Origin of the sequence: Variovorax sp. ZS18.2.2 (assembly GCF_024701975.1) — a bacterium.
Classification (GTDB): Bacteria; Pseudomonadota; Gammaproteobacteria; order Burkholderiales; family Burkholderiaceae_C; genus Variovorax.
This window is the reverse complement of record NZ_JANLNM010000001.1, coordinates 236,229-261,781: the sequence shown is the minus strand read 5'-3', so window position 1 is coordinate 261,781 and position 25,553 is coordinate 236,229. Positions and strand designations below refer to the sequence as shown.

Genomic DNA, 25,553 nt, shown 5'->3' with positions numbered 1-25,553 from the left:
ATGAACACGCCCCGCCGCCTTCTCCTCGCCGCCGCGCTCTGCGCCGCATTGCCCACCGCCGCGCTCGCGCAGGCGTGGCCAACCGCCAAGCCCATCACGCTGATCGTTCCGTACACGGCCGGCGGCAGCGTGGACGTCAACGCCCGCCTGGTCGCGCAGCGGCTCGGCGAGCGGCTCAAGCAATCGGTGGTCATCGACAACGTGAGCGGCGCGGGCGGCGCCATCGGCGTGGCCAAGGCCGTGAATGCGGCGCCCGACGGCTACACGCTGGTGGTCGGGCCGGACAGCGCGATCGCCGTCGGCAAGCTGGTGAACCCGACGGCCTTCCGCTTTGATCCGCTGAAGGACCTGGCGCCGGTGGGCCTGCTCAACACCGCGCCGATGGTGCTGGTCGCACGGCCTGGCCTCGAGGCGCAGACTTTTTCCGACTTCGTGAAGCTCGCCAAGGCCAAGCCCGGCCAGTACAACTACGCGACCTCGGGCGTGGGCACCGTGCTGCAGTTGGCGATGGAGTTGCTCAAGGAGCGCAGCGGCATCTTCGTCACGCACGTGCCCTACCGCGGCGGCGCGCAGATTGCCACCGACGTGATCGGCAACCAAGTCGACCTCGCGATGCTGGTGAGCACCAGCGCCATCCCGCATGTGAACGGCAAGCGCCTGAAGGCGCTGGGCATCACCAGCAACAAGCGCCTGGCCGCGCTGCCCGGCGTGCCCACCTTCGACGAGATGCCGGGCCTGAAGGGCTTCGACATGGTGAGCTGGACCGGCATCTTCGCGCCCGCGAAGACGCCGCCGGCGGTGGTCGCGCAGATCAACCAGGAACTCAATGCGGTGCTGCAGGAGGAAGGCGTGCGCTCCAAGCTGATGGAGCAAGGGGCGCTGCCGGGGAGCGGTACGCCGGAGGCGTTCGGGAAGTTCGTGCAGGCTGAGTACAGCCGCAATCAGAAGATCGTGCAGACCGCCAACATCAAGGAGTGATGTCGGCGGCCGGGCCGGCAGGTCAGCCGGTCTTGCTCTCGTCTTCCGCCGGCCAGTCGCGGATGTACGCCTTGAGCATCTTGTTCTCGAAGTTCTGGCTGTCCACCACGGCCTTGGCCACGTCGTAGAAGCTGATCACGCCCATCAGCATGCGCTTGTCCATCACGGGCATGTAGCGCGCGTGGCGCTCCAGCATGATGCGGCGGATTTCGTCGAGGTCGGTTTCCAGGGTGCAGGTGACGGGGGCGTCGTCCATGGCCTTGCGCACCAGCGTGGTCCCGACCTGGCCGCCGTTGCCCACGATGGCCACGATGACTTCGCGGAAGGTGAGCATGCCCACGAGGTCGCCATGTTCCATGACCACGAGGGAGCCGATGTCCTTTTCCGCCATCGTGGTGGCGGCTTCTGCCAGCAGGTCGTCTGGCGTGATGGTGAAGAGCGTGTTGCCCTTGACGCGAAGGATGTCGCTGACTTTCATCGTGTGCTCCTCTCGGACTCTCGAACTCTCTTGCTGGGCGGTGTGCCGATTTGAATATAGCCCACAATCGACGACGACCTGAACGCCCCTGTCGCCCACGCATGCTTTGCAGACGTAACGGGGCTTTGCGAGAGACAACAGAAAGGCCCTCATGCCCGGTTATTCCGACCCCGGTTTCGACACCCTAGCACTGCACGCCGGCGCCTCGCCCGACCCCGCCACCGGCGCGCGGGCGGTGCCGATCCACCTGACCACCTCCTTCGTCTTCGAGTCCAGCGACCATGCGGCGGCGCTCTTCAACCTGGAGCGCGCGGGCCATGTGTATTCGCGCATCAGCAACCCGACCAACGCGGTGCTGGAGCAGCGGGTGTCTGCCCTCGAAGGCGGCATCGGCGCCATCGCCACCGCGAGCGGACAGGCCGCCCTGCACCTGTCGATCGCCACGCTGATGGGCGCGGGCTCGCACATCGTGGCCAGCACCGCCCTCTACGGCGGCTCGCAGAACCTGCTGCACTACACGATGCGCCGCTTCGGCATCGAGACCACCTTCGTGAAGCCCGGCGACCTGAACGGCTGGCGCGCCGCGGTGCGGCCCGAGACCAAGCTCTTCTTCGGCGAGACCGTGGGCAACCCGGGCCTGGACGTGCTCGACATCCCCGCTGTGAGCGACATCGCGCACGAAGCCGGCGTGCCGCTGCTGGTCGACTCCACCCTCACCTCGCCCTACCTCATCAAGCCCTTCGACTGGGGCGCCGACCTGGTCTATCACTCGGCGACCAAGTTCCTCTCGGGTCATGGCACGGTGATCGGCGGCATCGTGGTCGATGGCGGCAGTTTCGACTGGGAGAAGTCGGGCAAATTCGCAGAGTTGACCCAGGCCTACGACGGTTTCCACAACATGGTCTTCAGCGAAGAGAGCACCGTCGGCGCCTTCCTGCTGCGCGCGCGGCGCGAGGGCCTGCGCGACTTCGGCGCGTCGATGAGTCCGCACACGGCGTGGCTGATCTTGCAGGGCATCGAGACGCTGCCGCTGCGCATGGAGCGGCACATCGACAACACGCAGAAGGTGGTCGAGTTCCTCGCGAGCCATCCGTTCGTCTCGCGCGTGGGGCATCCGCTGATCGAATCGCACCCCAGCCATGCGCTCGCGCAGAAGCTGCTGCGCCACGGCGCGCGCGGCGCGGGCGCGGTGTTCAGCTTCGACATCAAGGGCAGCCGCACGCAGGGCAAGGCCTTCATCGAGGCGCTCAAGCTCTTCAGCCACCTGGCCAACGTGGGCGACTGCCGCAGCCTGGTGATTCATCCGGCCAGCACCACGCACTTCCGCATGACCGACGAAGCGCTCGCGGGCGCCGGCATTTCGCAGGGGACGATCCGCCTGTCGATCGGCCTGGAAGACCCGGCCGACCTGATCGACGACCTGAAGCGCGCACTGAAGGCCGCAGAAAAGGCGGGTGCCTGAGATGCACTACACCGTCAACGGCCACGCCACCTACTGCTACACCGGCGGCAAGCCCTTCGATGCGGCGAAGCCCACCGTCGTGTTCATCCATGGCGTGCTCAACGACCACAGCGTGTGGATCCTGCAGAGCCGCTGGTTCGCCAACCACGGATGGAACGTGCTCGCGCTCGACCTGCCCGGCCACTGCAAGAGCGAAGGCCCGCCGCCCGCGAGCGTGGAAGAGGCGGCGCAGTTCGTCGTCGCGCTGCTCGACGCGGCCGGCGTGCAGAAGGCCGCGCTGGTCGGCCACAGCTTCGGCTCGCTGATCGCGCTCGAAACCGCCTCGCGCGCACCCGAGCGCGTGACGCATCTGGCGCTGGTCGGCACGGCGTATCCGATGGTGGTGTCGCCCGCGCTGCTCGACGGCGCGCTGAACGATCCGCAGCGAGCGATCGCGATGGTCAACACCTTCTCGCATTCGCTGCTCGCACCGCCGCCCTCGTCGCTCGGCCCCGGCACCTGGCTCTACGGCAGCTCGCGCGCGCTCATGCGCCGCGTGCTCGCGAGCAACCGCGCGCACAACGTGTTCCACATCGGCTTCAGGGCCTGCAACGACTACGCGAATGGCGAAGCCGCAATGGAAGCGGTGCAGTGCCCGGTGCTGTTCCTGCTCGGCGATGCCGACCAGATGACGCCGCCGCGCGCGACCAAGGCGCTGGTCGGCAAGGCGCGCAACGCCAAGGTGGTGACGGTGCGTGCCGGGCATGCGCTGATGAGCGAAGCGCCGGACGAGACGCTGTTCGCGCTGCGCGACTTCGTCGCTAAGCCCGCAGGCTGAACCTGCGAGCTATTCGTTCGCGACGATGCCCGCGCGGTGCGCCAGCGCGCGATAGCGCGGAATCTCTTTTTCGACTTGCTGCCTGAAGGCGGTCGCGCCGACCATCGCCGGCTCGATGCCTTGTGCGTGCAGTTGCGCCTGCAACGCGGGGCTGCCCAGCGTTTCCGACAGCGCGCGCGTCAGCCTCGCGAGCACAGGTGCTGGCGTGTGTGCCGGTGCGGCAACGCCGTACCAGGCGTCGAAGCTCCCCTCGGGCAATCCCTGCTCCGCCAGCGTGCGCACGCCCGGCAGGAGGCCGGATCGCACGGTGCCTACGATGCCCAGCGCGCGCACCTTGCCGGTCCGCGCGTGCGGCGCGACCGAGGCCACGGTATCGATGCCCAGGTCGACTTCTCCGCCGATGACCGCCACCATCGCCTGGCTGCTGCCCCGGTACGGAATGTCCTGCAGCCGGATGCCCGCGGCCAGCGCGAACAGTTCCCCCGTGAGGTGCGAGCCCGACGCGTTGCCGAAGGTGGCATAGCGGATCTGCCCGGGACGCTGCTTGGCCGCATCGATCAGCGCGGGCAGCGAGTGCCACGGCGTGGTGCCGCCCGCGAACAGCACCAGCGGCACCCGCGCGACGATGGCGATGGGCGCGAGATCACGCGACGGGTTGTAGGCGCGTTCGGCGCGCAGCGCCGGATTCACGCTGTAGCTGGTGGAACCCGCGAGCAGCAGTGTGTAGCCGTCGGGCCTCGCGCGGGCCGCGATCTCGGTGCCGATGAGCGCGGAGGCGCCGGGCTTGTTGTCGATCACGACGGGCTGGCCCAGCTGCTGCGACAGGGTCTGGCCGATCATGCGCGCCACGATGTCCGTGCCGCCGCCGACTGCAAAAGGGACGACGAGGCGGATCGGCTTCTGCGGCCAGGCGCCCTGCGCTGTCGCTGCCCGATGCAGCGCCAGTGCCGCGCCCGGAGCCCCGCAAAGAAGCAGGCGGCGCGAGATGCCGGGAACGGTCTGCTTCATGGCACGCGCAGGCAAGGAGAAACGCAGGGCCGCAGCCGCGTGTCGCGAGGGCCGGTCAACGCAGGGCGTTGATGTCCGTCGGGTCGAGCAGCACCTTCGGCGCGCCGCTGCGGGCCACGGCCAGCATGGCCAGGCCGATCTGCTCGGAGGTCGTCATCTTGTCGGGCCAGAGCCGGTAGGCAAGGCTGAGCAGCGGCGAGATCACCATGTAGACGCTGTGGTACAGCGGTGTCTTGGAACGCACGCCGTGCAGCGGCTGGATGATGCCGGGGCGGAACATGTAGGCCGCCTTGAACGGCAGGCGCAGCAAGGCGTTTTCGGTTGCGCCCTTCACCCGTGCCCACATGCTGCTGCCGCGCTCGCTGCTGTCGGTGCCGGAGCCCGTCACGTAGGTGAAGGTCATGCCCGGATTGAGCCGCGCGAGCACGGTGGCCGCGGCCATCGTGAGGTCGTAGGTGACGCGGCGGTAGTCGTCTTCCTTCATGCCGACCGACGACACGCCGAGGCAGAAGAAGCAGGCGTCGAAGCCCTGCAGCTGCGACTCGACGGCGGAATAGTCGTACATGTCCTTCACGACCAGGTCCTCGAGCTTGGGATGCTGCTGCCCCGTGGCATTGCGCCCGACTGCGACGACGCGCTCCACGTCGGGGGCCAGCAGGCACTCGCGCAGCACGCCCTGCCCCACCATGCCGGTGGCGCCGAAGATCAGGATGTTCATGGGAGGAAGGTCCGGTTAAACCGAGAACGTCGCCGGTTTCTTGTTCAGCACGGCGAGGAGCAGATCGACGTCCAGGCTCGAAGGCTGCGGCGACTGAAGAGCCCCGAGCATGCGCGACAGCGTTTCGGCATGCGGCAGCAGCGGGCCCAGGAAGCGCGTGCCGTCGGCACCCGCGACCAGCAGCGTGGGGAAGGTCTCGACGTCGAAGCCATCGGCGATGTCGGCGTGGTCTTCGATGTCGACCCAGCCGAAGCGCAACTGCGGATGCGCGCGCGCCACCTGCTCGAACAGCGGCCGGTAGTCGCGGCAGGTGCCGCACCATTCGGCGCACAGGCACACGACCCACAGCGCGTCTCTGGCCGGATCGGCGGAATCGGTGGTGGTGGCGGGCAGAGCGCTCAAGGCTGATGCGTCAGTGGTGTGAATGGGGACCGGGGTGGTGCGGCCGCAAGGTCGTGGCTATTATGGTCAAAGCTCACACAAGGCGCTTCAGCGCCCAGGAGACCGCACGATGAACACCACGACTGCCCCGGAATCTGCCGTCGATCCGCGCCGTTTCAAGAGCTTCGCGGAGTTCTACCCGTTCTACCTGACCGAGCACGCCAACCGCACCTGCCGCCGCCTGCACTTCGCGGGCTCGACGCTGTCGCTGCTGTGCCTCGTGGCGCTGGTGGTCACACTCAACCCGTGGTGGCTGCTGGCCGGGGTGCTGGTGGGCTATACCTTCGCCTGGGTCGGGCATTTCGGCTTCGAGAAGAACAAGCCGGCCTCGTTCAAGCGCCCGCTCTATTCCTTCATGGGCGACTGGGCGATGTACCGCGACATCTGGCTGGGCAAGGTCAAGATCTGACCGGCTGCTAGATCAGCAGCACGTCGCCCAGGCGAAGTGACCTGAGCGGGCCCTTCTGCCAGAGGTCTTCGAGCGGCTCGGCCTGCGGCATCAAGAGCTCCTTGAGCAGCGGCTCGATAGGCGTCGACGGGTCCGCCAGCAGCACGTAGCGCGGATCCTGGTCGGCAGGTTCCTCGGCCAAGGGAGCGATCCAGTCGAGTGCCACCAGCGCTTCGAGCACGGGAGAGAGTTGCAGGGCATCGACCCGCATGCGCGTCACGAGTTCGGTCGCGCCCATGCCCTTGGCCGGCGTGGCCTGCGCGCGCGCCAGGTGCTGCAGCGTTTCCATCGCCAGTTGCAGCGGCCAGCCCGCCGCGCCGCCGCGCCGCGCCACACCCGTGAGCAGGCTCGGCAGGTAGGCCGCGATGACCGCGCCGAGCAGCACGATCACCCAAGCCACATAGATCCACACCAGCAGGATCGGGAAGGTGGCGAAGGCGCCGTACAGCACCGAGTAGGTCGGCACCAGGCTCAGGTAATAGGCCAGCACGCGCTTGGCAATCTCGATGGCCGCCGCCACGAAGATGCCGCCGGCCCAGGCATGCGACCAGCGCACATTGGTGTTCGGCACGTAGTGGTAGAGCGAGGCCATGCCGACCGCGAGCAGCATGAATTCAAGGGTGTCGAAGAACAGCTTGACCATGCCGCGCCCCACCACGTCGCTCGTGGCGGAGACCACGTAGGAGGTGGTCGACAGGCTCACCGCGAGGATGATCGGCCCCAGCGTGATGGCAGCCCAGTAGATCAGCACCCGCTGCGCGAAGGGCCGCGGCGTTCGCACCCGCCAGATGTTGTTGAGCGTCTTGTCGATCGTGAGGATCAGCGCAATGGCCGTGATCAGCAGCACGATCAGGCCCGCGATGCCCAGGCCGCTAGCCTTGCTCGCGAACTGGTTCAGGTAGCCGAGTACCTGGCGCGCGATGTTCTCCGGAATCAGGCTCTCGATGAGCCAGCGCTGCAGGCGGCCCTGCATCTTGGCGAACATGGGGAACACGGTGAAGAGCGCGAGCGCGACCGTGAAGAACGGGACCATCGCGATGGTCGTGGTGAAGGTCAGGCTGCTGGCCGTCAACCCGAGCCGGTCTTCGCGAAAACGCTCGCCCAATACCGCAGCGGTGTTGCGCCACGGAAAACGCGAAAGATCCCTCCAAAGCTGCCGACGATTCATGGCCGGTATCATGCCATCCGCTCTTCAATGCGCCGCCTTCCACGGTGCGCCCTCTCCTTCGTCGCACCGTGACCGCCACCCCGCTCCCGCCCTCTTCCGTCCGCGCCACCCGATGGCTTGCCGTGGGCAGCCTCGTCGGCCTGATCGTGCTGGGCCTGGCCTGGGAGCTGTGGCTCGCGCCGCTGCGGCCCGGCGGCTCGCTGCTCGCGCTGAAGGTGCTGCCGCTGGTCGTTCCGCTCGCGGGGCTCTACAAGAACCGCATGTACACCTACCGCTGGGTCAGCCTGATGATCTGGCTCTATTTCACCGAGGGCGTGGTGCGCGCCTGGAGCGACACCAACGGCGTGGGGCAGGTGCTCGCGCTTATCGAGGTGCTGCTGTGCCTGGTGCTCTTCGCGGCCTGCGCGTGGCATGTGCGCCTTCGCTTGCGCCATGCCAAGGCCGCTGCTGCTGCCCGTCAACTGGAGGTTTCCGCCCAATGACTTCTTCTGCTTCCCCTGCTGCATTGATCGACCAACTGCGCGCCATCGTCGGCGCCTCGCATGTGCTCAACGAGGGCGACCTCACCGCCTACGAACAGGACTGGCGCAAGCGCTCGCGCGGCAAGTCGCTCGCGGTGGTGCGTCCGGCGAATGCGCAGCAGGTGGCCGACGTGGTCAAGGCCTGCGCCGCGGCCGGCACGGCCATCGTGCCGCAGGGCGGCAACACCGGTCTGGCGGTCGGATCGATTCCCGACGACAGCGGCACGCAGGTGGTGCTGAGTCTCCAGCGCCTGAACACGATCCGCACCTTCGATGCCGCCAACCTCACGATGACCGTCGAAGCCGGCTGCATCCTGCAGACGCTGCAGGAGGCCGCGGAGAAAGCGGGCTACCTGTTCCCGCTGAGCCTCGCCGCCGAAGGCAGCTGCACCATCGGCGGCAATCTCGCGACCAATGCGGGCGGCACGCAGGTCGTGCGCTACGGCAACACGCGCGAGCTGTGCCTGGGCCTCGAAGTGGTCACGCCGCAGGGCGAGATCTGGGAAGGCACGAGCGGCCTTCGCAAGGACAACACCGGCTACGACCTGCGCGACCTCTTCGTCGGCAGCGAAGGCACGCTGGGCATCATCACCGCCGCGACCATGAAGCTCTACCCGCTGCCGGCCGCGCAGCTCACGGCCTGGGCCGCGGTGCCCACGCTCGACCATGCAGTCACGCTGCTGGGCCTCGCGCACAAGCACCTGGGCTCGGGGCTCACGGGTTTCGAGGTGATGGGCAAGTTCGCGCTGAGCCTGGTCGACAAGCACATGCCGCAACTTCGCGTGCCCTTCATCGACGATGCGGCGGTGCCCTACTGCGTGCTGCTGGAGAACTCCGACAGCGAATCCGAGGACCACGCGCGCGCCCGCTTCGAGGCGCTGCTGGAGACCGCCTTCGAGGACGGCTGCGTCACCGACGCGGTGGTGGCCGAGAACCTCACGCAGGCGCACCAGCTCTGGCACATCCGCGAGAGCATTCCGCTCGCGCAAGCCGAGGAAGGCCTGAACATCAAGCACGACATCTCGATTCCGGTGTCGCGCATCCCGGCCTTCGTGGCCGAGACCGATGCGTTGCTGCAGCGCGAGATCGCCGGCGTGCGGCTCGTGAACTTCGGGCACCTGGGCGACGGCAACCTGCACTACAACGTGCAGGCGCCGGAGAACATCGACACCAAGGCCTTCTTGAAGAATGAGGAAGACCGCATCAACACGCTGGTGTACGACGCGGTCGAGAAGTTCGGCGGCTCGTTCTCGGCCGAGCATGGCGTGGGCTCGCTCAAGGTCGACAAGCTCGAGAAGCACAAGTCGCCGGTGGCGCTGGAGATGATGCGGGCGATCAAGCGCGGGCTCGATCCGAAGAACACGCTGAACCCGGGGCGCGTGATCCGGGTCTAGGTTTTGGTTTTCCTCCCTCCCCTCCCGGGGGAGGGCCGGGGTGGGGGCACGCGGCGCTCGATGAAGCACTGCGCCGAACCAGCGCCGCTTGCCCCCATCCCAGCCTTCCCCCAAAGGGGGAAGGAGCAAGGCAAGTCAGCGCGGAAAATCCTCGCCGCGCAGCTCGATCGGCTGCCCATGCGGCGTACGGTCGGCCGCGTGGTCCCAGGCGTGGCGATAGCGCGCGAGTTCGTCGCCCGAGCTCGCACCCTTGCGGGCCACGAGGCCTTCGAGCGCGGCAAGCCAGTGGCGGTAGTACGTCTCGCCGCTGTCCGGATCGCCAGCGGCTTGCGCCGCAGCGATCTGTGCCGCAAGTGCTTCGGCCCATTCGACCCAAGTGAACAGGCCGCGTTCGTGCACTGCCAAAGTCATCGCGAAGGCCTGCGCTTCCCACGGTTCCTTGAACACCGGCCCATCTGCGTCGCGCGGCATGCCGGGTACCAGCGGCACATCGCCCGTCATGCGGCTGCTTCCAGATAACTCTCCCACGCATCGACCGACACCGAGAGGTTCTGTGGCGCCGCTTGCTCGCCCCAGAGTTCGGCTTCGTCGAAGACCACCGTGTACAGCCACTGCGGTTGTTCGCCCAGCCCTTGCGCGTGCGCATCCGCGAACACATGCGCACCGTGGACATGCTCGATCGTGCCGCGCTTGCCCTGCACATAGCCCGGCAGCCGCGTGTGATGGTCGACCTTGCCCAGGTGCATGCGCACGGCCTGCCCGACGGCAAAGCGCGCGGGGCCCGGCTCGGGACGCTCGGTGGGCGAGCCCCTGGCGAGCACCGCGGGCACGTTCGCGGCCTGCAGCACGCGGGCGACCGGTGCGGCCGGATGCTTCATCTCGCCGGATGCGATCTCGTCGGGGAAAAGCTGCGCGCGCTGCAGCATCAGCTGCTCCAGCGCGCCGAGCCAGATCTGGTAGTAGCTCAGGTCGCGGTAATCGGGCAGCGTCTCGCGCACGGCGCGGCTCGCATCGATGTTCCAGGAGCCGGTCGCGCCCATCGCCAGCGTGAGAGCCAGCGCGCGCGGCTCCCAGTCGGCGTAGAACAGTTCGCCCTCGGGCTCCGGCGTGACCGGCCCGCAGCCCGACTGGCCGCCGAGGTCGGCATGCGTGAGGTAGCTCATGCGGGGCTCCCCGTCGAAGGCGCGTCCACCAGCCGCGTGCCGATCATCGAATCACGTGAGACCAGTGCGGCGAGCTCTTCTTCGCTCAGGCCCTCGGTACCTGCGGGACGCTGCGGAATCACGAGATAGCGCACCTCGGCAGTCGAATCCCAGACACGGATGCGCGTGGTCTCGGGCAGCGTCGTGCCGAAGTCGGCCAGCACACCGCGCGGGTCCTTCACGGCGCGCGATCGGTACGGCGCGCTCTTGTACCAGGTGGGCGGCAGGCCGAGCACGGGCCAGGGGTAGCAACTGCAGAGGGTGCAGACGACCATGTGATGCTGTTCATCGGAGTTCTCCACCGCCACCATGTGCTCGCCCTGGCGACCGGTGTAGCCGAGCGAGGCGATGGCGGCCGTGGCATCCGCCATCAGCCAGTCGTGGAACTCTTGGTCGATCCAGGCCCGCGCCACCACCCGTGCGCCGTTGCGCGGGCCGATGCGGGTCTGGTAGGTGTCGATCAGCGCGTCGAGCGCGGCGGGGTCGACGTAACCCTTCTGCGTGAGCACGCTTTCCAGGGCGCGGACCCGCAGGTCCATCTCGCCGAGTTCGCTGTGGTCATGGGCATGATCGTGGCCGTGTTCGTGGTCATCTTCTTGGCCGCTCGTGGGGTGGTCTTGGCTCATGGCCGCCATGCTAAGCCCGGGCACTTAAAATTCGAGAACCCGCCTCTGAGAGCCCCTCTTGCCATGACCTCCACGCCCACCCGCCCCGTCCGTTCCCAGTACGAAGATTTCATGCGCCACGTCGACACCCACGGCGTGTTCAAGAGCGACCGCACCGGCACCGGCACCAAGAGCGTGTTCGGCCATCAGATGCGCTTCGACCTGAACGAAGGCTTTCCGCTGGTGACCACGAAGAAGGTGCACCTCAAATCCATCATCCAGGAACTGCTGTGGTTCCTGACCGGATCGAGCAACAACAACTGGCTCAAGGAACGCGGCGTCAGCATCTGGGACGAATGGGCGCGCGAAGACGGCGACCTGGGCCCGGTGTACGGCGTGCAGTGGCGCAGCTGGCCCACGCCCGACGGCGGCCACATCGACCAGATCTCGGACGTCATCAAGACCCTGAAGACCAACCCCGATTCGCGCCGCATCATCGTGAGCGCCTGGAACGTGGCCGAGCTCTCGAAGATGGCGCTGATGCCCTGCCATGCGTTCTTCCAGTTCTACGTGGCGCCGCCGCAGGCCGAGGGCGAACGCGGCAAGCTGAGCTGCCAGCTCTACCAGCGCAGCGCCGACATCTTCCTGGGCGTGCCCTTCAACATCGCGAGCTATGCGCTCCTCACGCACATGGTCGCGCAGCAGTGCGACCTCGACGTGGGCGACTTCATCTGGACCGGCGGCGATTGCCACATCTACAGCAACCACGCCGAGCAGGTGAAGCTGCAGCTGAGCCGCGATCCGTACCCGTACCCCACGCTCAACATCAAGCGCAAGCCCGACTCGATCTTCGACTACCAGTACGAGGACTTCGAGGTGCTCGACTACAAGCATGGCGATCCGATCAAGGCGCCTGTGGCGGTCTGAGCGCATGAGTGCCCGTATCAACCTCATCTACGCCCGCGCCGCCAACGGCGTCATCGGCGCCAACGGCACGATCCCCTGGCACCTGCCCGAGGACATGGCGCACTTCAAGCAGCAGACCGCCGGCGCGCCGGTGGTCATGGGCCGCAAGACCTGGGACTCGCTGCCGCCGCGCTTTCGCCCGCTGCCGGGACGGCAGAACATCGTGGTCACGCGGCAGGCCGACTGGCGTGCCGAAGGTGCGCTGCCGGTGAGCAGTCTTCGCGATGCGCTCTCGCTCTGCGCAGAGGCGGCATCGTCCGAGGTGTGGGTGATCGGCGGCGCGCAGATCTATGCCGAGGCCGAGCCACTCGCACAGCGCGCGGTCGTGACCGAAATCGCACGCGACTACGAAGGCGATGCGCACGCCCCCACGCTCGACGGCGCAGCATGGCGCGAGACGCAGCGCGAATCGCACATCTCGGCCAAGGACGGCCTGGCCTTCAGCTTCGTGACCTACGAGCGCATCGCACCCGCGCACGCATGAGCGACAACCGGCCCATCCGCCCGCTCGCGCAGCAACTGAAGCGCCGGTCCGTGGTGATGGGTGGGGCCGCCTTGCTCGCAGGCCTTGCGCCGATGCAGGCGCTTCATGCCGCCGAGCCGCTCGAGGCCGACGAGGAAGCGCTCTTCATGCCCGGCACGGCGCGCCCCACCGACGATGGCCGGATCGAGGTCGACATCCACGCCTGGATCTTCGAGCGCGAACGGCGCTGGGGCCTCGACGCCGCGCTGGCGCGCTACCTCGGGCTGAACCTCAAGAAGCTCTCGCCCACGGCGCGGCTGCGCTTCAACCAGCGCACCGCGCTGTTCCATGCCGAATCGGAAGAAGGCAAGCTGATCGACGTCGTCTTCGACGGCACGCAGACCCGCGTGAAGATGCCGCCCTCGGGCGCAAACGGCCGCACCAACCTGCGCGTGGTGGTCGATGCGCCGCGCACCGCCGCGCCGGTGCAATGGCTGCAGTTCCACGGCGTGACGGGGCCGGGCGAGCTGATCCCCCGCTTCAGGGGCCAGGCGCTGGTCGTGCCGGCCGAGGGCGTGTCGGTGATCTCGGACATCGATGACACCATCAAGCGCACGCAGGTGCGCGAGCGGCGCGAGATGCTGCTGAACACCTTCGCGCGGCGCTTCGAGGCGGCGCCCCGCATGGCCGCGTACTACCGCGCACTGGCGCAGGTGCCGGACACACGCTTCCACTACCTCTCATCGAGCCCGATCCAGCTGTATCCCGCGCTCACGGACTTCGTTCGCGACAACGACTTTCCGGCCGGCAGCATGCACCTGCGCGAGAGCACGACGTGGCGCACGCTGATCCCCGGTGCCGAGGATTCGCGCGCGCACAAGCTCGGCGTGATCGACCGGCTGCTCACCGAATTTCCACGGCGCCGCTTCGTGCTGGTGGGCGATTCGGGCGAGGCCGATCCGGAGATCTACGCACAGGTGTACCGCGCGAACCCGCAGCGCATCGACGGCATCGTGATCCGCGACGTGACCGGCGAGGGCCGCCTTTCCGATCGCTACCGCGCGACCTTCGATGGCATCGACCCGGTGCTCTGGCACATCCTCATGCCCGACACCACGGCGTGGCCGCTTCATTCCAGCAAATAGCTTGCTGCAGTGCAGCGGCAAACGGTTGCGCCCGCACCGCGCAGGCAAAGTGAAAACTTCAGTACAAGCGTCAAAAGGGCTTGCGTACGGCAGGGATTAGCCACAGCTAATTGTTTGTGCGCAAAATGTCCGAACCGCCATAAAGACAAGGAGACGGCTCATGTCCATGGAGTTTCTTCGGGTGATCTCCGAGCAGAGATTGCCCTATGTCATCCACACGCCCGCAGACATAGACAGGCTGCGCGTGCTGCGTGCGGCCGATCTGGTCACCGCCTTCATACCGCCTTCCGAGCGTGCGCCGGATGAGCGTGCGATACGTCAACTGGCCCAGGTCGAATCGATCACCGCCAAGGGCAAGCTGGCACTGAACAAGGCCACGTCCGCATTCATCGAGTTGTGAACTCGCTTTCCGACGCATGCCCCGCCGCATGGCGCTCCAGAAACAGGTAAAGCACCATCCCGCCGGCCAACGGCAGCAGGTAATAGAGCGCCCGATACGCGAGCACCGCCCCCATCAATGCGCCCTGCTTCACGCTGCCTGACAACAGCGCGAGATAGACGGCTTCCAGTACCCCGAGCCCCGCGGGAATCGGTGTGATCACCCCCACGATCGATGCGGCCAGCAGCACGCCCAGCGTGGTCGTGTAGGGCACCTGCTGGCCGAGCAGCAGGTACATCGCGGAACCCATCAACGCCCAGTTCGTGGCCGACAGCGCGAGCTGCACCAAGGCAAGCCGTCCGGTGGGCAGCTTCAGCCGCCGACTCCTCACGCGCCATTCGCGGCCGCGCAGGACGGCGCAGGCCACGACGTACGCCACGGCCAGCAGGATCATCACGACGCCGATCGCGCGCAACGCACCGGCACCGATCGGCGCCCGGCTCGGCGGCGCGATGGCACCCGCCGCGAACAGGCCACCCGCCAGCAGCCCATAACCGAGCCAGTTGGTGACCAGACTGAGCCCGACGATCTGTGCCACCGTCGCTTCGTCCAGACCCGCACGCGCATACAGGCGCGCACGCATCGCGATGCCGCCGACCAGCGAGCCGAGGTTCAGATTGAAGGCGTAGCTGGTGACCGCAATCGCCCATGTGCGCCAACGCGGCAATGCATGACGCGTGTGCTGCTGGCCGATCAGGTCGAAGCAGCCATACAGCGCGTGACTCGCAGTGGCGAGCCCCAGCACGCCGAGCAGCAGCCAGGGGGAATAGCGTTGCAGCGCATGCCATGCGCCGGCCCAGTCCACCTTGTGCGCATGCGACAGCAGGAGGCCGAGGATGGCGATGCCGACCAGCGGCAGCACCCAGCGACGGCTGCGCCGCCAGAGTGACGTGGCGGGTGCGGGCGAAGTTCCGACGGGAACGGTGGCTGCGTTGCCGTTCATGGGCGCGCCTTGCGGTCCGGATTTCAGGAATGCCGCTGCGGTGTCAGGACTTGCCCTTCTCTGACTTCTCCGGTGTCTTTTCTTCCGACGAGCCTTCGTCGTGGAGCTTGCGGTTCTTCACCTGCTTCATCAGCTCCTCGCCTTCGGCGTCCCGGCCGTCGCTCGGCACGGATTCCTCTTGCGTGATCTCGGGCTCCTCATGGGGGCGCGCTTTGGAATTCATGGGCATCTCCTGTTGAACACCCGAGTTTCCGGATGCGCGGCGCGCGACTCGCCAGCCGCCGGCGACGCGGCGTGCAGGACATTGCCCCTAGTTGCGCCGCATCAGGCGCTGCCGACCAGCGCCCACAGCGCCTCGGCCACGGGCGTCATCGGGGCGAGCTGCCGGTACAGCCGGATGTCCACCGGCACCCGCCAGCCGCCCGCGCCGGCATCCACCAGCGCGCCGCTGCGCAAGTCGTCCGCCACCAGGCTCATCGGCAACCACGCGAGGCCGCGGCCGTCGAGCGCCATGGTCCTGAGCAGCCCGGCATGGTGCGCCGTGAAGACCACCGAGAGCGACGGCGCGAAGCCCTTGCCGAACTCGCTGTCCTGGATCGATCGCATGATCCGCCCGAGGCCCGATGCCTCGCTGTACGCCAGCACCGAAGGCGCACGCTCTGCACGCAGCGCATGCTGCGGCGCGCCGTCCGCACCGGGTGCGGCGACCGGCACCAGCACGTCTTCGCTCAGGCGCTGAACCGGGTACTGCGCTTCATCGAGCCGGCCGGGCGCACCGGCATGGCCGTGGCACAGCACGAACTGCACGCGGCGCTGCAGCATCAGGTCTTCGCAGGACTGGGAGCTGTCGGAGATGGTCTGGATCGGCCCCGTGCTCAACCGGGCCTCCACGCTGCCCAGCCAGCGCGGGAAGAAGGTGAGCGAGAGCACGTGCGTGGCCGCGAAGCTCAGGCTCGCCGCGTTCAGGTCGTGTGCATCACGCGCCTCGGTACGGGCGGCCTGAAGACCGGCCAGCAGCTCCTGCAACAGCGGCTGAAAGCGCTTGCCCGCCGCGGTCAATGCGACCGGGTGTGCGCTGCGGTCGAACAGGTCGACGCCCACCCATTCCTCCAGCGCGCGGATGTGACGACTGAAGGCAGGCTGCGCGATGGAGCGGGCCTCTGCCGCACGCGAGAAATTGCCGGTCTCGGCGAGAGACAGGAAGTCTTCCAGCCATTCCAGGTCGAGCGGTCGGTTGCCGGGGCCCATGTGCAGCGCGTTTGAATAGTTGTATGCAATTGGAGTATTGGACGGTGCAAGCGCCGCCGGAAAAGATGCATGCCTTCCTGCACTGCACCTTGAACCACGGCGGAGATTCTCCCCCACCCCTCACCATGAAGATCGTCGACATCCTCGAATCCACGCGTCCCATCAAGTCGGACATCCGCAACGCCTACATCGACTTCTCGAAGATGACCCTGAGCCTGGTGGCCGTGGTCACCGACGTGATTCGTGACGGCAAGCCGGTCATTGGCTACGGCTTCAACTCGAACGGCCGCTACGGCCAGGGCGGCCTGATCCGCGAGCGCTTCCTGCCGCGCCTGCTCGAGGCCGAACCCTCATCGCTCATCGACGAGACCGGCGAGAACCTCGACCCCCACAAGATCTGGGCGCGCATGATGATCAACGAGAAGCCCGGCGGCCACGGCGAGCGCTCGGTGGCCGTGGGAACGATCGACATGGCCGTGTGGGACGCGGTCGCCAAGATCGCCGGCAAGCCGCTGTATCAACTGCTGGCCGAACGCTACGGCAACGGCACGCCCGACCCGCGCGTGTTCGTGTATGCCGCGGGCGGCTACTACTACCCCGGCAAGGGCGTCGAAGGCTTGCAGCGCGAGATGACCAGCTATCTCGAGCGCGGCTATTCGGTCGTGAAGATGAAGATCGGCGGCGCCACGCTCGCCGAAGATTGCGAACGCATCGAGTCGGTGTTGAAGATCCTCGGCCCCGGCCAGCAACTGGCAGTGGACGCCAACGGCCGCTTCGACCTGTCCACCGCCATCGACTACGGCCGCGCGCTCTCGCAATACCCGCTCTTCTGGTACGAGGAAGCCGGTGATCCGCTCGACTACGAACTGCAGGCGAAGCTCGGCGAGGTGTACGCCGGCCCGCTGGCCACGGGCGAGAACCTGTTCTCGATGCAGGACGCGCGCAACCTCATCCGCCACGGCGGCATGCGGCCCGATCGCGACTGGCTGCAGTTCGACTGCGCGCTGAGCTACGGCCTCGTCGAATACCTGCGCACGCTGGACATGCTGAAGGAACACGGCTGGTCGCCTTCGCGCTGCATTCCGCACGGCGGCCACCAGATGTCGCTGGCCATCGCCGCGGGCCTCGGGCTCGGTGGCAACGAGAGCTACCCCGACCTCTTCCAGCCCTACGGCGGTTTCCCCGATGGCGTGAAGGTGCAGGACGGCTACGTCACGCTGCCGCCGCTGCCGGGCATCGGCTTCGAGGGGAAGGCGGATCTGATCGCGGAGATGCGGGCGCTGGCCAGCTAGCCGGTCAGCCGATGCGCCACGCCTGCGTCCACACGGCCAGGCCATCGAGCGCTTCGTCGAGCGCGTCCTCGTTCGAGCGCCCGCTGCGCTTGGGCACGCTGAACGAGTGGTCGGCGTCCTCGATCTCAATCGACGTCGCCAGTGACCCCGGGTCGCGAAGCACGGGGCGCATCTGCTCGGGCTCGGCGAGCTTGTCGCGCGTGCCGTGCACGAACAGCATCGGCACCTCGACTTCGCTCAGGTGGGCGGCGCGGTCGATGGAAGGGGCGCCCGATGGGTGGAGCGGGAAGCCGAAAAAGATCAGGCCCTGAGCGCCCGGCATGGGCTCCAGCGCCTGGGCCTGCGACGTCATCCGGCCTCCGAATGACTTGCCACCGGCGAACAGGCGAACGCCATCGAAATGCTGCGAAGCGCATCGAACGGCCGCTCGCACGGCGGCGTGGGCGAGCGCCGGCGAGTCCACGCGCTTCAGGCCTTTTTCCATGTACGGGAACTGATAGCGCAGCGTTGCGATGCGCCGCTCTGCAAGGCCCGCGGCGACGGCGTTCATGAACGGATGCGCCATGCCCGCGCCCGCACCGTGCGCCAGCACGAGGCAGGCTTCGGCATCCGCCGGCGCCACCGCCAGGGCCGAGACGTCGACACCGGATGCGACGGAGATTGCGATCTGCATTGTTTTCATGGCAAAGCCTCGATCCTCGTTCGTGGAGGCATTCCGTTCAAGCCGCGATGTCCTCGCGGTTCTTTTGCTTCAACTGGCGCTGGCGTTCCGCGACGGCGAGCGTCCTGGCCTTGTCGTGGCCATGCTTGGCCACCGAGAACGCCTTGCTCACCGAGCCCTTTCCAGCGGTGTAGGTGATGGCCATCCAGTAGCCCGGATGCTCGCGCCGGGGCGCCTTGAAGGTGACGCCGGGGATGCCGCTGCGGTTGTTCTTCCGGACGATCTCGGATGGCGAGCGTTTCGGCAAAAGCGCCGCGGTCGGACGCGCAGGCGCATTCCGGATCGCCTCTTCGGCGGGATGCACCTTCGCCAGCCCAGACATCTGGTCCAGCTGCCACTCGCGCTCCCGGATCGCCATCGACCGCGCGGCACCGCCCTGGCCATCGGTGACGAACAGAGCCCGCAGGATCTGGTCGTGGGCGATGTAGGTCCTGGCGAGCCACCCCAGCATCTTTCCGTTGGTCGACAACAGGGGGAACACCCCGGGCACGCCGGTCTTGTTGTTGGGCCGGATCTTCTCGGCCCGGGAGCGGCGCGTGGCCGGCGGCAGGTTTTCACCAGCGCATCGCGCCACTGCTGTGCATGCCTGAGCGCCTGCGGAATGCCGCCGTAGCTGGCCAGGCCGAACGCCGCGCGATGCCGCACGCCGGCCCTGACGATCGACACCTCGAAACCCCAAGGCCGGCTGTAGATGCCGTACGTATCGGCCGGATTTGGAACACCTTTTGGCATGCGTTGAACCGTGCTGAGTCGTGTATCGGGTTACTTATCGTAATAACGGAGCGGCGAGCAGCGCTTGCATGGGCTTGGGCCGTGATCCGACACGGCGCGACCCGTGCGGCAACGTACATTTCTGGTTCGGGACAGCGCCCGCAGTTCCGTCGGACAGGCGTCTTTACGCGGATCCGGCGTATCGTTCCGCGAACCTCATTGAAACCAACAACTCAGCGATCCATGAAAATTGCCACCTGGAACGTCAACTCCCTCACGGCCCGCCTGCAGCATGTGCTCGACTGGCTGATCGCCAATCCGGTCGACGTGCTCTGCCTGCAAGAGCTCAAGATGACCGACGACAAGTTCCCGCTCGAGGTGCTCAAGTCGGCCGGCTACGAAGCGGCCGTGTTCGGGCAGAAGACCTACAACGGCGTCGCCATCCTGAGCCTCGCGCCGGTGCGCGACGTGGTGAAGAACATCGAGGGCTTCACGGACGACCAGTCGCGCGTGATCGCCGCCACCATCGAGACGCCGTCGGGCCCGCTGCGCGTGGTCAACGGCTACTTCGTGAACGGCCAAGCGCCGGGCTCCGACAAGTTCGAATACAAGATGAAGTGGCTGGACGCGTTGCGCGAATGGCTGCGCCAGGAGCTCGTGGCGCATCCGAACCTGGTGCTGCTGGGTGACTTCAACATCGTGCTCGAAGACCGCGACAGCTTCGACCCGGTGGGCCTGAAGGAAACGATCCATCACACGACCGAGGAGCGCAATCATTTCAAGGCGCTGCTCGGCCTGGGCCTGACCGACAGCTTCCGCATGTTCGAGCAGCCCGAGAAGAGCTATTCGTGGTGGGACTACCGCATGCTCGGCTACCAGAAGAACCGGGGCCTGCGCATCGACCACATCCTGGTGAGCGAGCCGCTGGTGCCGCGCGTGAAGGGCTGCGTCATCGACCGCGTGCCGCGCAAATGGGAGAAGCCGAGCGACCACGCCCCCGTGGTGCTCGACCTGGATCAGAGCGCCTGAGCACCAGCCCGCGATGACCGAGCACCTGCTTCTGCGGACCGGCCGCACCCTTGGGATCTTCGCCATCGCGCTGACGCTGGGCGCCTGCTCGATCCTCAAGCCTGCCGAGAAGACGGAAGACGGCAAGAGCGCCACCGCGCCCACGGACGAAGCGGCACCACCGGGCAAGAGCGACGTGCCGACGGTGCGGCTGATCACCGCGCAGACGCCCGCAGTGCGCGCTTACCGCAAGACCGGCGCGCGCCACATCTACAAGGCGTATGCGAACCGGATCTACAAGGGAAAGATTCCGCCGCTGGTCTACGCCGTGGTGGTGGTCGAGACGGACATCGATGCGGATGGCAAGGTCACCAACGTGAGCTTCAGCCGCGTGCCGAGCCATGCGCCGGAGGTGCCGCCGATGATCGCCGAGCTCATCAAGGCGACGTCCCCGTTGCCTTCACCGGGCAAGCTGGGCGGCCACACCTATGTCGATACCTGGCTCTGGGACAAGAGCGGGAAGTTCCAGCTCGATTCGCTGACGCTCGGTCAACGAAGCAGATAACCCCCGAGGCGCGATGCCTCGGGCCGGCCTTCATCACTCGATGCCGAGCTCCTGGATCTTCCGGGTGATGGTGTTGCGCCCGATGCCCAGCTTCTGAGCGGCCTCGATGCGGCGGCCGCGGGTGTTGGCCAGCGCCGTGAGGATCAGGCGCGATTCGAAGCGGCGCGAGAGCGCATCCCACACGTCGGTGCGGCCGGCGGCCAGCAGGGCCTGGGCTTCGAGTTCCAGGCCGCTTTCCCAACTGCTCACGCCGGCCGGTGCTTCCACCGCGTCAGACGCGCCAGCGGTCGATACGGATTCGCGCTCGGCACTGACCGGCGACGGCACGACCGGGGCGTGGGCAACCGCGGCCGGAGCCCCCAGTGCCACCGCCTCGGCCCCATGCCCTTCGGCAGCCGCAGCCATCACTTCGGGCGGCAGGTCCTTGGCTTCGATCAGCTGCGCGGGCGCCATCACGGTCAGCCAGTGGCAGATGTTCTCGAGCTGGCGCACGTTGCCCGGGAAGCCGAAGGTCGCGAGCTTCGTCAGCGCCGCGTCGGAGATGCGCTTGGGTTCGACGCCGAGCTGCCGCGCGCTCACCTGCAGGAAGTGGCGCGTGAGCGCGGGCACGTCCTCGCCGCGTTCGCGCAATGCCGGCAGGCGCAGGCGGATCACGTTGAGGCGGTGAAACAAGTCTTCGCGGAAGCCGCCGATCTTGACGCGCTGCTCCAGGTCCTGGTGGGTGGCCGCGATCACGCGCACGTTGGCCTTGACCGAGTTGTGGCCGCCCACGCGGTAGAAGTGGCCGTCGCTCAGCACGCGCAGCAGGCGCGTCTGCAGGTCGAACGGCATGTCACCGATTTCGTCGAGGAAGAGCGTGCCGCCCTCGGCCTGCTCGAAGCGGCCGCGCCGCATGGTCTGCGCGCCGGTGAAGGCGCCGCGCTCGTGGCCGAAGAGTTCGCTCTCGAGCAGGTCCTTCGGAATGGCCGCGGTGTTGATGGCAACGAACGGCCCATTGGCGCGCGGCGAGTGCTTGTGCAGCGCGCGCGCCACCAGTTCCTTGCCCGAGCCCGATTCGCCGGTGATGAGCACCGTGACGTTGCTTTGCGAGAGCCGGCCGATGGCGCGGAACACGTCCTGCATCGCGGGCGCCTGGCCGAGCATTTCGGGCGCAGCCACCATGCGCTCTTCGGAGACTTCCTCGCGCTGGCTTTCGTCGACCGCGCGACGGATGAGTTCGACCGCGCGCGGCAGGTCGAAAGGTTTGGGCAGGTATTCGAAGGCGCCGCCCTGGAAGGCCGAGACGGCGCTGTCGAGGTCGGAGAAGGCCGTCATGATGATGACGGGCAGGCCGGGGTGCTTGGCCTTGATCTTGTCGAGCAGGTCGAGCCCGGAGCCACCGGGCATGCGGATATCGCTCACCAGGACCTGGGGGCCCTGCTGCTCGTCGTCGTCGGCCTGTTCGAGGGCCGCGAGCACCTCGCGCGTATTCGTGAAACTGCGTGTGGGCAAGTCTTCGCGCAGCAAGGCCTTCTCGAGCACGAAGCGGATCGATTGGTCGTCATCAACTATCCAGATCGGCTTCATGCATCTCCTTGTTGCCGTGCTGCGCTAGGGCAGCGGTATCAGTATCTTGAAATCGGTCCGGCCCGGGACGCTGTCGCACTCGATCACGCCGTGATGCTGTTGCACAAAAGTTTGCGCAAGGGTCAGCCCCAGGCCTGTTCCGCCTTCCCTGCCCGATACGAGCGGGTAGAAGATGCGGTCCTTGATCGTGTCCGGCACACCCGGTCCATTGTCGATGACATGCAATTCCAATGCCAATCGATACCACTGCTTGTTGAATATCACCTGGCGGGCGATGCGGGTCCTGAAAGTGATCTGTGCATCGCCGGCCGCGCGGCGCTCCGCGAGGGCCTGCGCGGCGTTGTGCACGATGTTGAGGGTGGCCTGGATGAGTTGCTCGCGATCGCCGCGGAACTCGGGGATCGACACGTCGAAGTCGCGCTCGATGTGCAGGTCGCGCGGAAACTCCGCAAGGATCACCGAGCGCACGCGCTCGCAGACTTCGTGGATGTTGACGTCGCCCACCACGTGTGGCCGGCGGTGCGGTGCCAGCAGGCGGTCGACCAGTGTCTGCAGCCGGTCGGCCTCGTGGATGATGACCTGCGTGTATTCGATGAGGTCGCGTGACTCGACCTCCATCTGCAGCAGTTGCGCCGCGCCGCGGATGCCGCCGAGCGGGTTCTTGATCTCGTGCGCGAGATTGCGGATGAGTTCCTTGTTCGCCTGCGCCTGGTCGATGAGCCGCTCTTCGCGGTCCTGCCGCACCTGCTGTTCGAGCAGCGACATCTCGATGATGAGCTCGCCCTTCTTGTCGCCGTGCGCGAGCGTGACCTGCACCGGCATCAGCTCGTGGTTGACGCGCCGCAAGAAGGCTTCGTAGCGCAGCGTGGCGAAGTCGTTGCTGCTGGCGCCGTCGATGGCGGTGCGCAGCACCTGCGGCTCGTGAAAACAGGCGCCGAACTGCGAGCCTTCGAGCGTGCGCCGCGAGGTGCCCAGCGCGTCTTCGAGGCCTGCATTGGCGAACAGCACGGAGCCGTCGCTGTTGACCACGGCGATCAGCGTGGACAGCAGGTCGAAGGTCTGAAAGCGCGTGTTGGCGCCAACCGCCTTCTTCCCGAATGCCATGTGATTACTGGGGTTTGTTGGCCGGCAACCGGCCGATTTCCCGGCGGATGCCTGCGATGTCGCTCTCGTTGCGCGCGAGTTCGGCCTTCATTTCGGCCACGCGATCGAGGTACTTCTGGTAGTTGCGGCCTTCGCTACCCTGCTTCTCGGGCTCGCCGTTGTTGAATTCCTTCTGCAGCTCGGCCTGGCGGGTCTCGGCCTTCTTGAGCTCGGACTCGAGCACCGAGCGGGCTTCGCCGTCCCGGGCGCGCTGGTCGACGCCTTCGACGCGCGGGCTGCCGGCCGGTGCGCGCGCGGCGGAAGAGCCCGAGGAGCCGCTCGACGACTTCGTCGTGCCGCCGCCACCCTGGACGACGGTAACGTTGCCGCCCTCCATGACCTTGCAGCCCTTCTGCTGGGCGATGGTGGCGTTGTTGGTGTATTCATTGCCGCAGCGCCACACGCGCTCCTGCGAGGACGCCGGCAAGGCAGCCAACAATGAACCGGCCAGGAAAATGAGAGAAGCAGTCTTCATGTGAATCGGTGGGTGGCGCGACAAAGGCGCATTTTCATGCAATTCCGCGCCACCGGTGACAAGATGTTCCATGCCAAGGAAAAAGGACGGCCGAGGCCGTCCTTTTGTCTTACTTCCCCGTGAGGGGTCGCTTTACAGCGAGTAGTACATGTCGAACTCGACCGGATGGGTCGCCATGCGGAAGCGCGTGACTTCCTGCATCTTCAGCTCGATGTACGCGTCGATGTACGCATCGGTGAACACGCCGCCCTTGGTCAGGAACGCACGGTCCTTGTCCAGGTATTCCAGGGCCTGGTCGAGGCTGTGGCACACGGTCGGGATCAGCGCGTCTTCTTCCGGCGGCAGGTGGTACAGGTCCTTGCTGGCAGCTTCGCCCGGATGGATCTTGTTTTCCACGCCGTCGAGACCGGCCATCAGCAGCGCGGCGAAACCGAGGTACGGGTTCATCAGCGGATCGGGGAAGCGCGCTTCGACGCGGCGGCCCTTCGGGTTGGCCACGAACGGGATGCGGATCGAGGCCGAGCGGTTCTTGGCCGAGTAGGCCAGCTTCACCGGGGCTTCGAAACCGGGCACCAGGCGCTTGTAGCTGTTGGTGCCGGGGTTCGTGATGGCGTTCAGGGCACGGGCGTGCTTGATGATGCCGCCGATGTAGTGCAGCGCGAAGTCCGAGAGGCCTGCGTAGCCGTCGCCGGCGAACAGGTTCTTGCCGTCCTTCCAGACCGACTGGTGCACGTGCATGCCGGAGCCGTTGTCGCCGACGATGGGCTTGGGCATGAAGGTGGCGGTCTTGCCGTAGGCGTGAGCCACGTTGTGGATCACGTACTTCTGCAGCTGGACCCAGTCGGCGCGCTGGACCAGCGTGCTGAACTTGGTGCCCAGTTCCATCTGGCCGGCGTTGGCCACTTCATGGTGATGCACTTCGACCGGGATGCCAAGGGCTTCGAGCACCAGGCACATTTCCGAGCGCATGTCCTGGAAGCTGTCGACCGGGGGAACCGGGAAATAGCCACCCTTGACCGCCGGACGGTGGCCGGTGTTGCCGTGTTCGTATTCCTTGTCGGTGTTCCACGAGGCTTCTTCGGAATCGATCTTCACGAAGCAGCCAGACATGTCGTTCTTCCAGCGAACGCCGTCGAACACGAAGAATTCGGGTTCCGGACCGAAGAAGGCGGTGTCGCCCAGACCCGAAGCCTTCATGTAGGCCTCTGCGCGCTTGGCGAGCGAACGCGGATCGCGCTCGTAGGCCTTGCCGTCTGCCGGGTCGATCACGTCGCAGGTCAGGATCAGCGTCGTTTCTTCGAAGAAGGGGTCGATGTTGGCGGTGTTGGGGTCGGGCATGAGCTGCATGTCCGAAGCTTCGATCCCCTTCCAGCCGGCGATGGACGAGCCGTCGAATGCGTGGCCCGAAATGAATTTGTCTTCATCGAAATGCGACACGGGCACGGTCACGTGCTGCTCTTTGCCACGGGTGTCGGTGAAGCGGAAGTCGACGAACTTGACCTCGTTTTCCTTGACGAGCTTGAGTACATCGGCGACGGTCTTTGCCATCAGTTTCTCCTGAGTTGGATAGTGGTTAGGAATACGGGAACGAAGGATGCAGTTTCTGTGCCATTGTCGCCTCACGAAAT

Annotated in this window: 30 protein-coding genes; 13 read left to right on the top strand and 17 right to left on the bottom strand. The window is 66.7% G+C overall.

Annotated features, from left to right (window positions below):
• A complete protein-coding gene (locus tag NU688_RS01295) occupies positions 1-978 on the top strand; it encodes a tripartite tricarboxylate transporter substrate binding protein (RefSeq protein WP_257858749.1) in 978 nt (325 codons plus the stop codon).
• 22 nt (positions 979-1,000) lie between these two features.
• Here NU688_RS01295 and NU688_RS01290 read toward each other — a convergent pair whose 3' ends face one another.
• The gene (locus tag NU688_RS01290; RefSeq protein ID WP_042578619.1) at positions 1,001-1,456 is read right to left on the bottom strand and encodes a CBS domain-containing protein; all 456 of its coding nucleotides are present in this window, start codon (positions 1,454-1,456) and stop codon (positions 1,001-1,003) included.
• A 151-nt stretch (positions 1,457-1,607) separates the two neighbouring features.
• On the opposite strand from NU688_RS01290, the gene NU688_RS01285 reads away from it, so the two are divergent.
• Together NU688_RS01285 and NU688_RS01280 are read left to right on the top strand one after the other, a co-directional pair.
• Positions 1,608-2,918, top strand: coding sequence for an O-acetylhomoserine aminocarboxypropyltransferase (locus NU688_RS01285; RefSeq protein WP_257858747.1), 1,311 nt, complete (start codon positions 1,608-1,610; stop codon positions 2,916-2,918).
• Between the two features lies 1 nt (position 2,919).
• Positions 2,920-3,735 (top strand): alpha/beta fold hydrolase, encoded by an 816-nt coding sequence (locus NU688_RS01280; RefSeq protein ID WP_257858746.1) that lies wholly within the window; start codon positions 2,920-2,922, stop codon positions 3,733-3,735.
• Between the two features lie 9 nt (positions 3,736-3,744).
• Here NU688_RS01280 and NU688_RS01275 read toward each other — a convergent pair whose 3' ends face one another.
• From NU688_RS01275 to NU688_RS01265, 3 genes are read right to left on the bottom strand one after another with little or no spacing between them, the layout of a single operon-like run.
• Positions 3,745-4,743 (bottom strand): tripartite tricarboxylate transporter substrate binding protein, encoded by a 999-nt coding sequence (locus NU688_RS01275; RefSeq protein ID WP_257858745.1) that lies wholly within the window; start codon positions 4,741-4,743, stop codon positions 3,745-3,747.
• 55 nt (positions 4,744-4,798) lie between these two features.
• Positions 4,799-5,461 carry an NAD-dependent epimerase/dehydratase family protein gene (locus NU688_RS01270; RefSeq protein ID WP_257858744.1) on the bottom strand — a complete coding sequence of 221 codons (663 nt, stop codon included), beginning with the start codon at positions 5,459-5,461 and terminating at the stop codon, positions 4,799-4,801.
• A 15-nt stretch (positions 5,462-5,476) separates the two neighbouring features.
• Positions 5,477-5,863, bottom strand: a complete 387-nt coding sequence (locus NU688_RS01265) for a thioredoxin family protein (RefSeq protein ID WP_257858743.1) — start codon at positions 5,861-5,863, stop codon at positions 5,477-5,479.
• 109 nt (positions 5,864-5,972) lie between these two features.
• On the opposite strand from NU688_RS01265, the gene NU688_RS01260 reads away from it, so the two are divergent.
• Positions 5,973-6,311, top strand: a complete 339-nt coding sequence (locus NU688_RS01260) for an Mpo1-like protein (protein ID WP_257858742.1) — start codon at positions 5,973-5,975, stop codon at positions 6,309-6,311.
• Positions 6,312-6,318: 7 nt separating this feature from the next.
• On the opposite strand, the gene NU688_RS01255 is transcribed toward NU688_RS01260, so the two are convergent.
• Positions 6,319-7,530: a YihY family inner membrane protein gene (locus NU688_RS01255; protein WP_257858741.1), complete on the bottom strand. Its 1,212-nt coding sequence runs from the start codon at positions 7,528-7,530 to the stop codon at positions 6,319-6,321.
• A 56-nt stretch (positions 7,531-7,586) separates the two neighbouring features.
• Here NU688_RS01255 and NU688_RS01250 point away from each other — a divergent pair, with 56 nt between their 5' ends.
• Both NU688_RS01250 and NU688_RS01245 read left to right on the top strand, forming a co-directional pair.
• Entirely contained in the window at positions 7,587-8,000 is a 414-nt protein-coding gene (locus tag NU688_RS01250) for a DUF2069 domain-containing protein (protein WP_257858740.1), read from the top strand.
• Positions 7,997-9,433, top strand: a complete 1,437-nt coding sequence (locus NU688_RS01245; RefSeq protein WP_257858739.1) for an FAD-binding oxidoreductase — start codon at positions 7,997-7,999, stop codon at positions 9,431-9,433. The genes NU688_RS01250 and NU688_RS01245 overlap by 4 nt, the downstream gene beginning before the upstream one ends.
• A gap of 135 nt (positions 9,434-9,568) precedes the next feature.
• Here the strand turns inward: NU688_RS01245 and NU688_RS01240 are convergent, their stop codons facing one another.
• From NU688_RS01240 to nthA, 3 genes are read right to left on the bottom strand one after another with little or no spacing between them, the layout of a single operon-like run.
• Positions 9,569-9,934 (bottom strand): nitrile hydratase accessory protein, encoded by a 366-nt coding sequence (locus NU688_RS01240; RefSeq protein ID WP_257858737.1) that lies wholly within the window; start codon positions 9,932-9,934, stop codon positions 9,569-9,571.
• Entirely contained in the window at positions 9,931-10,596 is a 666-nt protein-coding gene (gene nthB, locus NU688_RS01235; protein WP_257858736.1) for a nitrile hydratase subunit beta, read from the bottom strand. The genes NU688_RS01240 and nthB overlap by 4 nt, the downstream gene beginning before the upstream one ends.
• On the bottom strand, positions 10,593-11,261 hold the full coding sequence (gene nthA, locus NU688_RS01230) for a nitrile hydratase subunit alpha (RefSeq protein WP_374684604.1): 669 nt from the start codon (positions 11,259-11,261) through the stop codon (positions 10,593-10,595). Before nthA ends, nthB begins: the two co-directional genes overlap by 4 nt.
• 63 nt (positions 11,262-11,324) lie before the next feature.
• Between nthA and NU688_RS01225 the strand changes: the two genes are divergently transcribed.
• The 4 genes from NU688_RS01225 (at position 11,325) to NU688_RS01210 (ending at position 14,214) form a co-directional block, all read left to right on the top strand.
• Positions 11,325-12,167 (top strand): thymidylate synthase, encoded by an 843-nt coding sequence (locus NU688_RS01225; protein ID WP_257858733.1) that lies wholly within the window; start codon positions 11,325-11,327, stop codon positions 12,165-12,167.
• 4 nt (positions 12,168-12,171) lie between these two features.
• Positions 12,172-12,690 carry a dihydrofolate reductase gene (locus NU688_RS01220; RefSeq protein ID WP_257858732.1) on the top strand — a complete coding sequence of 173 codons (519 nt, stop codon included), beginning with the start codon at positions 12,172-12,174 and terminating at the stop codon, positions 12,688-12,690.
• A complete protein-coding gene (locus NU688_RS01215) occupies positions 12,687-13,814 on the top strand; it encodes an App1 family protein (RefSeq protein WP_257858730.1) in 1,128 nt (375 codons plus the stop codon). Before NU688_RS01220 ends, NU688_RS01215 begins: the two co-directional genes overlap by 4 nt.
• Before the next feature lie 160 nt (positions 13,815-13,974).
• Complete coding sequence (locus NU688_RS01210; RefSeq protein WP_257858729.1) at positions 13,975-14,214, top strand: hypothetical protein; 240 nt, start codon at positions 13,975-13,977, stop codon at positions 14,212-14,214.
• On the opposite strand, the gene NU688_RS01205 is transcribed toward NU688_RS01210, so the two are convergent.
• The 3 genes from NU688_RS01205 to NU688_RS01195 form a co-directional block, all read right to left on the bottom strand.
• Positions 14,201-15,196 (bottom strand): lysylphosphatidylglycerol synthase domain-containing protein, encoded by a 996-nt coding sequence (locus NU688_RS01205; protein ID WP_257858728.1) that lies wholly within the window; start codon positions 15,194-15,196, stop codon positions 14,201-14,203. The two genes, NU688_RS01210 and NU688_RS01205, sit on opposite strands and share 14 nt — an antisense overlap.
• A gap of 43 nt (positions 15,197-15,239) precedes the next feature.
• A complete protein-coding gene (locus tag NU688_RS01200) occupies positions 15,240-15,419 on the bottom strand; it encodes a hypothetical protein (protein ID WP_257858727.1) in 180 nt (59 codons plus the stop codon).
• A 101-nt stretch (positions 15,420-15,520) separates the two neighbouring features.
• Positions 15,521-16,444, bottom strand: a complete 924-nt coding sequence (locus NU688_RS01195; RefSeq protein ID WP_257858726.1) for a LysR family transcriptional regulator — start codon at positions 16,442-16,444, stop codon at positions 15,521-15,523.
• 125 nt (positions 16,445-16,569) lie between these two features.
• Here NU688_RS01195 and NU688_RS01190 point away from each other — a divergent pair, with 125 nt between their 5' ends.
• Positions 16,570-17,736: a mandelate racemase/muconate lactonizing enzyme family protein gene (locus NU688_RS01190; protein ID WP_257858725.1), complete on the top strand. Its 1,167-nt coding sequence runs from the start codon at positions 16,570-16,572 to the stop codon at positions 17,734-17,736.
• 4 nt (positions 17,737-17,740) lie between these two features.
• On the opposite strand, the gene NU688_RS01185 is transcribed toward NU688_RS01190, so the two are convergent.
• Positions 17,741-18,418, bottom strand: a complete 678-nt coding sequence (locus tag NU688_RS01185) for an alpha/beta family hydrolase (protein WP_257858724.1) — start codon at positions 18,416-18,418, stop codon at positions 17,741-17,743.
• Positions 18,419-18,455: 37 nt separating this feature from the next.
• Positions 18,456-19,031, bottom strand: coding sequence for an AP2 domain-containing protein (locus NU688_RS01180; RefSeq protein ID WP_257858723.1), 576 nt, complete (start codon positions 19,029-19,031; stop codon positions 18,456-18,458).
• Positions 19,032-19,411: 380 nt separating this feature from the next.
• Here NU688_RS01180 and xth point away from each other — a divergent pair, with 380 nt between their 5' ends.
• Positions 19,412-20,197, top strand: coding sequence for an exodeoxyribonuclease III (gene xth / locus NU688_RS01175; protein WP_257858722.1), 786 nt, complete (start codon positions 19,412-19,414; stop codon positions 20,195-20,197).
• Positions 20,198-20,210: 13 nt separating this feature from the next.
• A complete protein-coding gene (locus NU688_RS01170) occupies positions 20,211-20,741 on the top strand; it encodes a hypothetical protein (RefSeq protein ID WP_257858721.1) in 531 nt (176 codons plus the stop codon).
• 33 nt (positions 20,742-20,774) lie between these two features.
• On the opposite strand, the gene ntrC is transcribed toward NU688_RS01170, so the two are convergent.
• From ntrC to glnA, 4 genes are all read right to left on the bottom strand, one after another.
• Positions 20,775-22,307 (bottom strand): nitrogen regulation protein NR(I), encoded by a 1,533-nt coding sequence (ntrC, locus tag NU688_RS01165; RefSeq protein WP_257858720.1) that lies wholly within the window; start codon positions 22,305-22,307, stop codon positions 20,775-20,777.
• A gap of 24 nt (positions 22,308-22,331) precedes the next feature.
• The gene (gene glnL / locus NU688_RS01160; protein WP_257858719.1) at positions 22,332-23,411 is read right to left on the bottom strand and encodes a nitrogen regulation protein NR(II); all 1,080 of its coding nucleotides are present in this window, start codon (positions 23,409-23,411) and stop codon (positions 22,332-22,334) included.
• Between the two features lie 4 nt (positions 23,412-23,415).
• Positions 23,416-23,925, bottom strand: coding sequence for a hypothetical protein (locus tag NU688_RS01155; RefSeq protein ID WP_257858717.1), 510 nt, complete (start codon positions 23,923-23,925; stop codon positions 23,416-23,418).
• Positions 23,926-24,057: 132 nt separating this feature from the next.
• Positions 24,058-25,473, bottom strand: a complete 1,416-nt coding sequence (gene glnA / locus NU688_RS01150; RefSeq protein ID WP_257858716.1) for a type I glutamate--ammonia ligase — start codon at positions 25,471-25,473, stop codon at positions 24,058-24,060.
• Between the last annotated feature and the right edge of the window lie 80 nt (positions 25,474-25,553).

Coding starts and splice junctions, on each gene's coding strand:
- NU688_RS01295 (WP_257858749.1), top strand. CDS start 1: ATGAACACGCCCCGCCGCCTTCTCCTCGCCGCCGCGCTCTGCGCCGCA.
- NU688_RS01290 (WP_042578619.1), bottom strand. CDS start 1,456: ATGAAAGTCAGCGACATCCTTCGCGTCAAGGGCAACACGCTCTTCACC.
- NU688_RS01285 (WP_257858747.1), top strand. CDS start 1,608: ATGCCCGGTTATTCCGACCCCGGTTTCGACACCCTAGCACTGCACGCC.
- NU688_RS01280 (WP_257858746.1), top strand. CDS start 2,920: ATGCACTACACCGTCAACGGCCACGCCACCTACTGCTACACCGGCGGC.
- NU688_RS01275 (WP_257858745.1), bottom strand. CDS start 4,743: ATGAAGCAGACCGTTCCCGGCATCTCGCGCCGCCTGCTTCTTTGCGGG.
- NU688_RS01270 (WP_257858744.1), bottom strand. CDS start 5,461: ATGAACATCCTGATCTTCGGCGCCACCGGCATGGTGGGGCAGGGCGTG.
- NU688_RS01260 (WP_257858742.1), top strand. CDS start 5,973: ATGAACACCACGACTGCCCCGGAATCTGCCGTCGATCCGCGCCGTTTC.
- NU688_RS01255 (WP_257858741.1), bottom strand. CDS start 7,530: ATGATACCGGCCATGAATCGTCGGCAGCTTTGGAGGGATCTTTCGCGT.
- NU688_RS01245 (WP_257858739.1), top strand. CDS start 7,997: ATGACTTCTTCTGCTTCCCCTGCTGCATTGATCGACCAACTGCGCGCC.
- NU688_RS01240 (WP_257858737.1), bottom strand. CDS start 9,934: ATGACGGGCGATGTGCCGCTGGTACCCGGCATGCCGCGCGACGCAGAT.
- nthB (WP_257858736.1), bottom strand. CDS start 10,596: ATGAGCTACCTCACGCATGCCGACCTCGGCGGCCAGTCGGGCTGCGGG.
- nthA (WP_374684604.1), bottom strand. CDS start 11,261: ATGAGCCAAGACCACCCCACGAGCGGCCAAGAAGATGACCACGAACAC.
- NU688_RS01225 (WP_257858733.1), top strand. CDS start 11,325: ATGACCTCCACGCCCACCCGCCCCGTCCGTTCCCAGTACGAAGATTTC.
- NU688_RS01220 (WP_257858732.1), top strand. CDS start 12,172: ATGAGTGCCCGTATCAACCTCATCTACGCCCGCGCCGCCAACGGCGTC.
- NU688_RS01215 (WP_257858730.1), top strand. CDS start 12,687: ATGAGCGACAACCGGCCCATCCGCCCGCTCGCGCAGCAACTGAAGCGC.
- NU688_RS01210 (WP_257858729.1), top strand. CDS start 13,975: ATGTCCATGGAGTTTCTTCGGGTGATCTCCGAGCAGAGATTGCCCTAT.
- NU688_RS01205 (WP_257858728.1), bottom strand. CDS start 15,196: ATGAACGGCAACGCAGCCACCGTTCCCGTCGGAACTTCGCCCGCACCC.
- NU688_RS01200 (WP_257858727.1), bottom strand. CDS start 15,419: ATGAATTCCAAAGCGCGCCCCCATGAGGAGCCCGAGATCACGCAAGAG.
- NU688_RS01195 (WP_257858726.1), bottom strand. CDS start 16,444: ATGGGCCCCGGCAACCGACCGCTCGACCTGGAATGGCTGGAAGACTTC.
- NU688_RS01190 (WP_257858725.1), top strand. CDS start 16,570: ATGAAGATCGTCGACATCCTCGAATCCACGCGTCCCATCAAGTCGGAC.
- NU688_RS01185 (WP_257858724.1), bottom strand. CDS start 18,418: ATGAAAACAATGCAGATCGCAATCTCCGTCGCATCCGGTGTCGACGTC.
- xth (WP_257858722.1), top strand. CDS start 19,412: ATGAAAATTGCCACCTGGAACGTCAACTCCCTCACGGCCCGCCTGCAG.
- NU688_RS01170 (WP_257858721.1), top strand. CDS start 20,211: ATGACCGAGCACCTGCTTCTGCGGACCGGCCGCACCCTTGGGATCTTC.
- ntrC (WP_257858720.1), bottom strand. CDS start 22,307: ATGAAGCCGATCTGGATAGTTGATGACGACCAATCGATCCGCTTCGTG.
- glnL (WP_257858719.1), bottom strand. CDS start 23,411: ATGGCATTCGGGAAGAAGGCGGTTGGCGCCAACACGCGCTTTCAGACC.
- NU688_RS01155 (WP_257858717.1), bottom strand. CDS start 23,925: ATGAAGACTGCTTCTCTCATTTTCCTGGCCGGTTCATTGTTGGCTGCC.
- glnA (WP_257858716.1), bottom strand. CDS start 25,473: ATGGCAAAGACCGTCGCCGATGTACTCAAGCTCGTCAAGGAAAACGAG.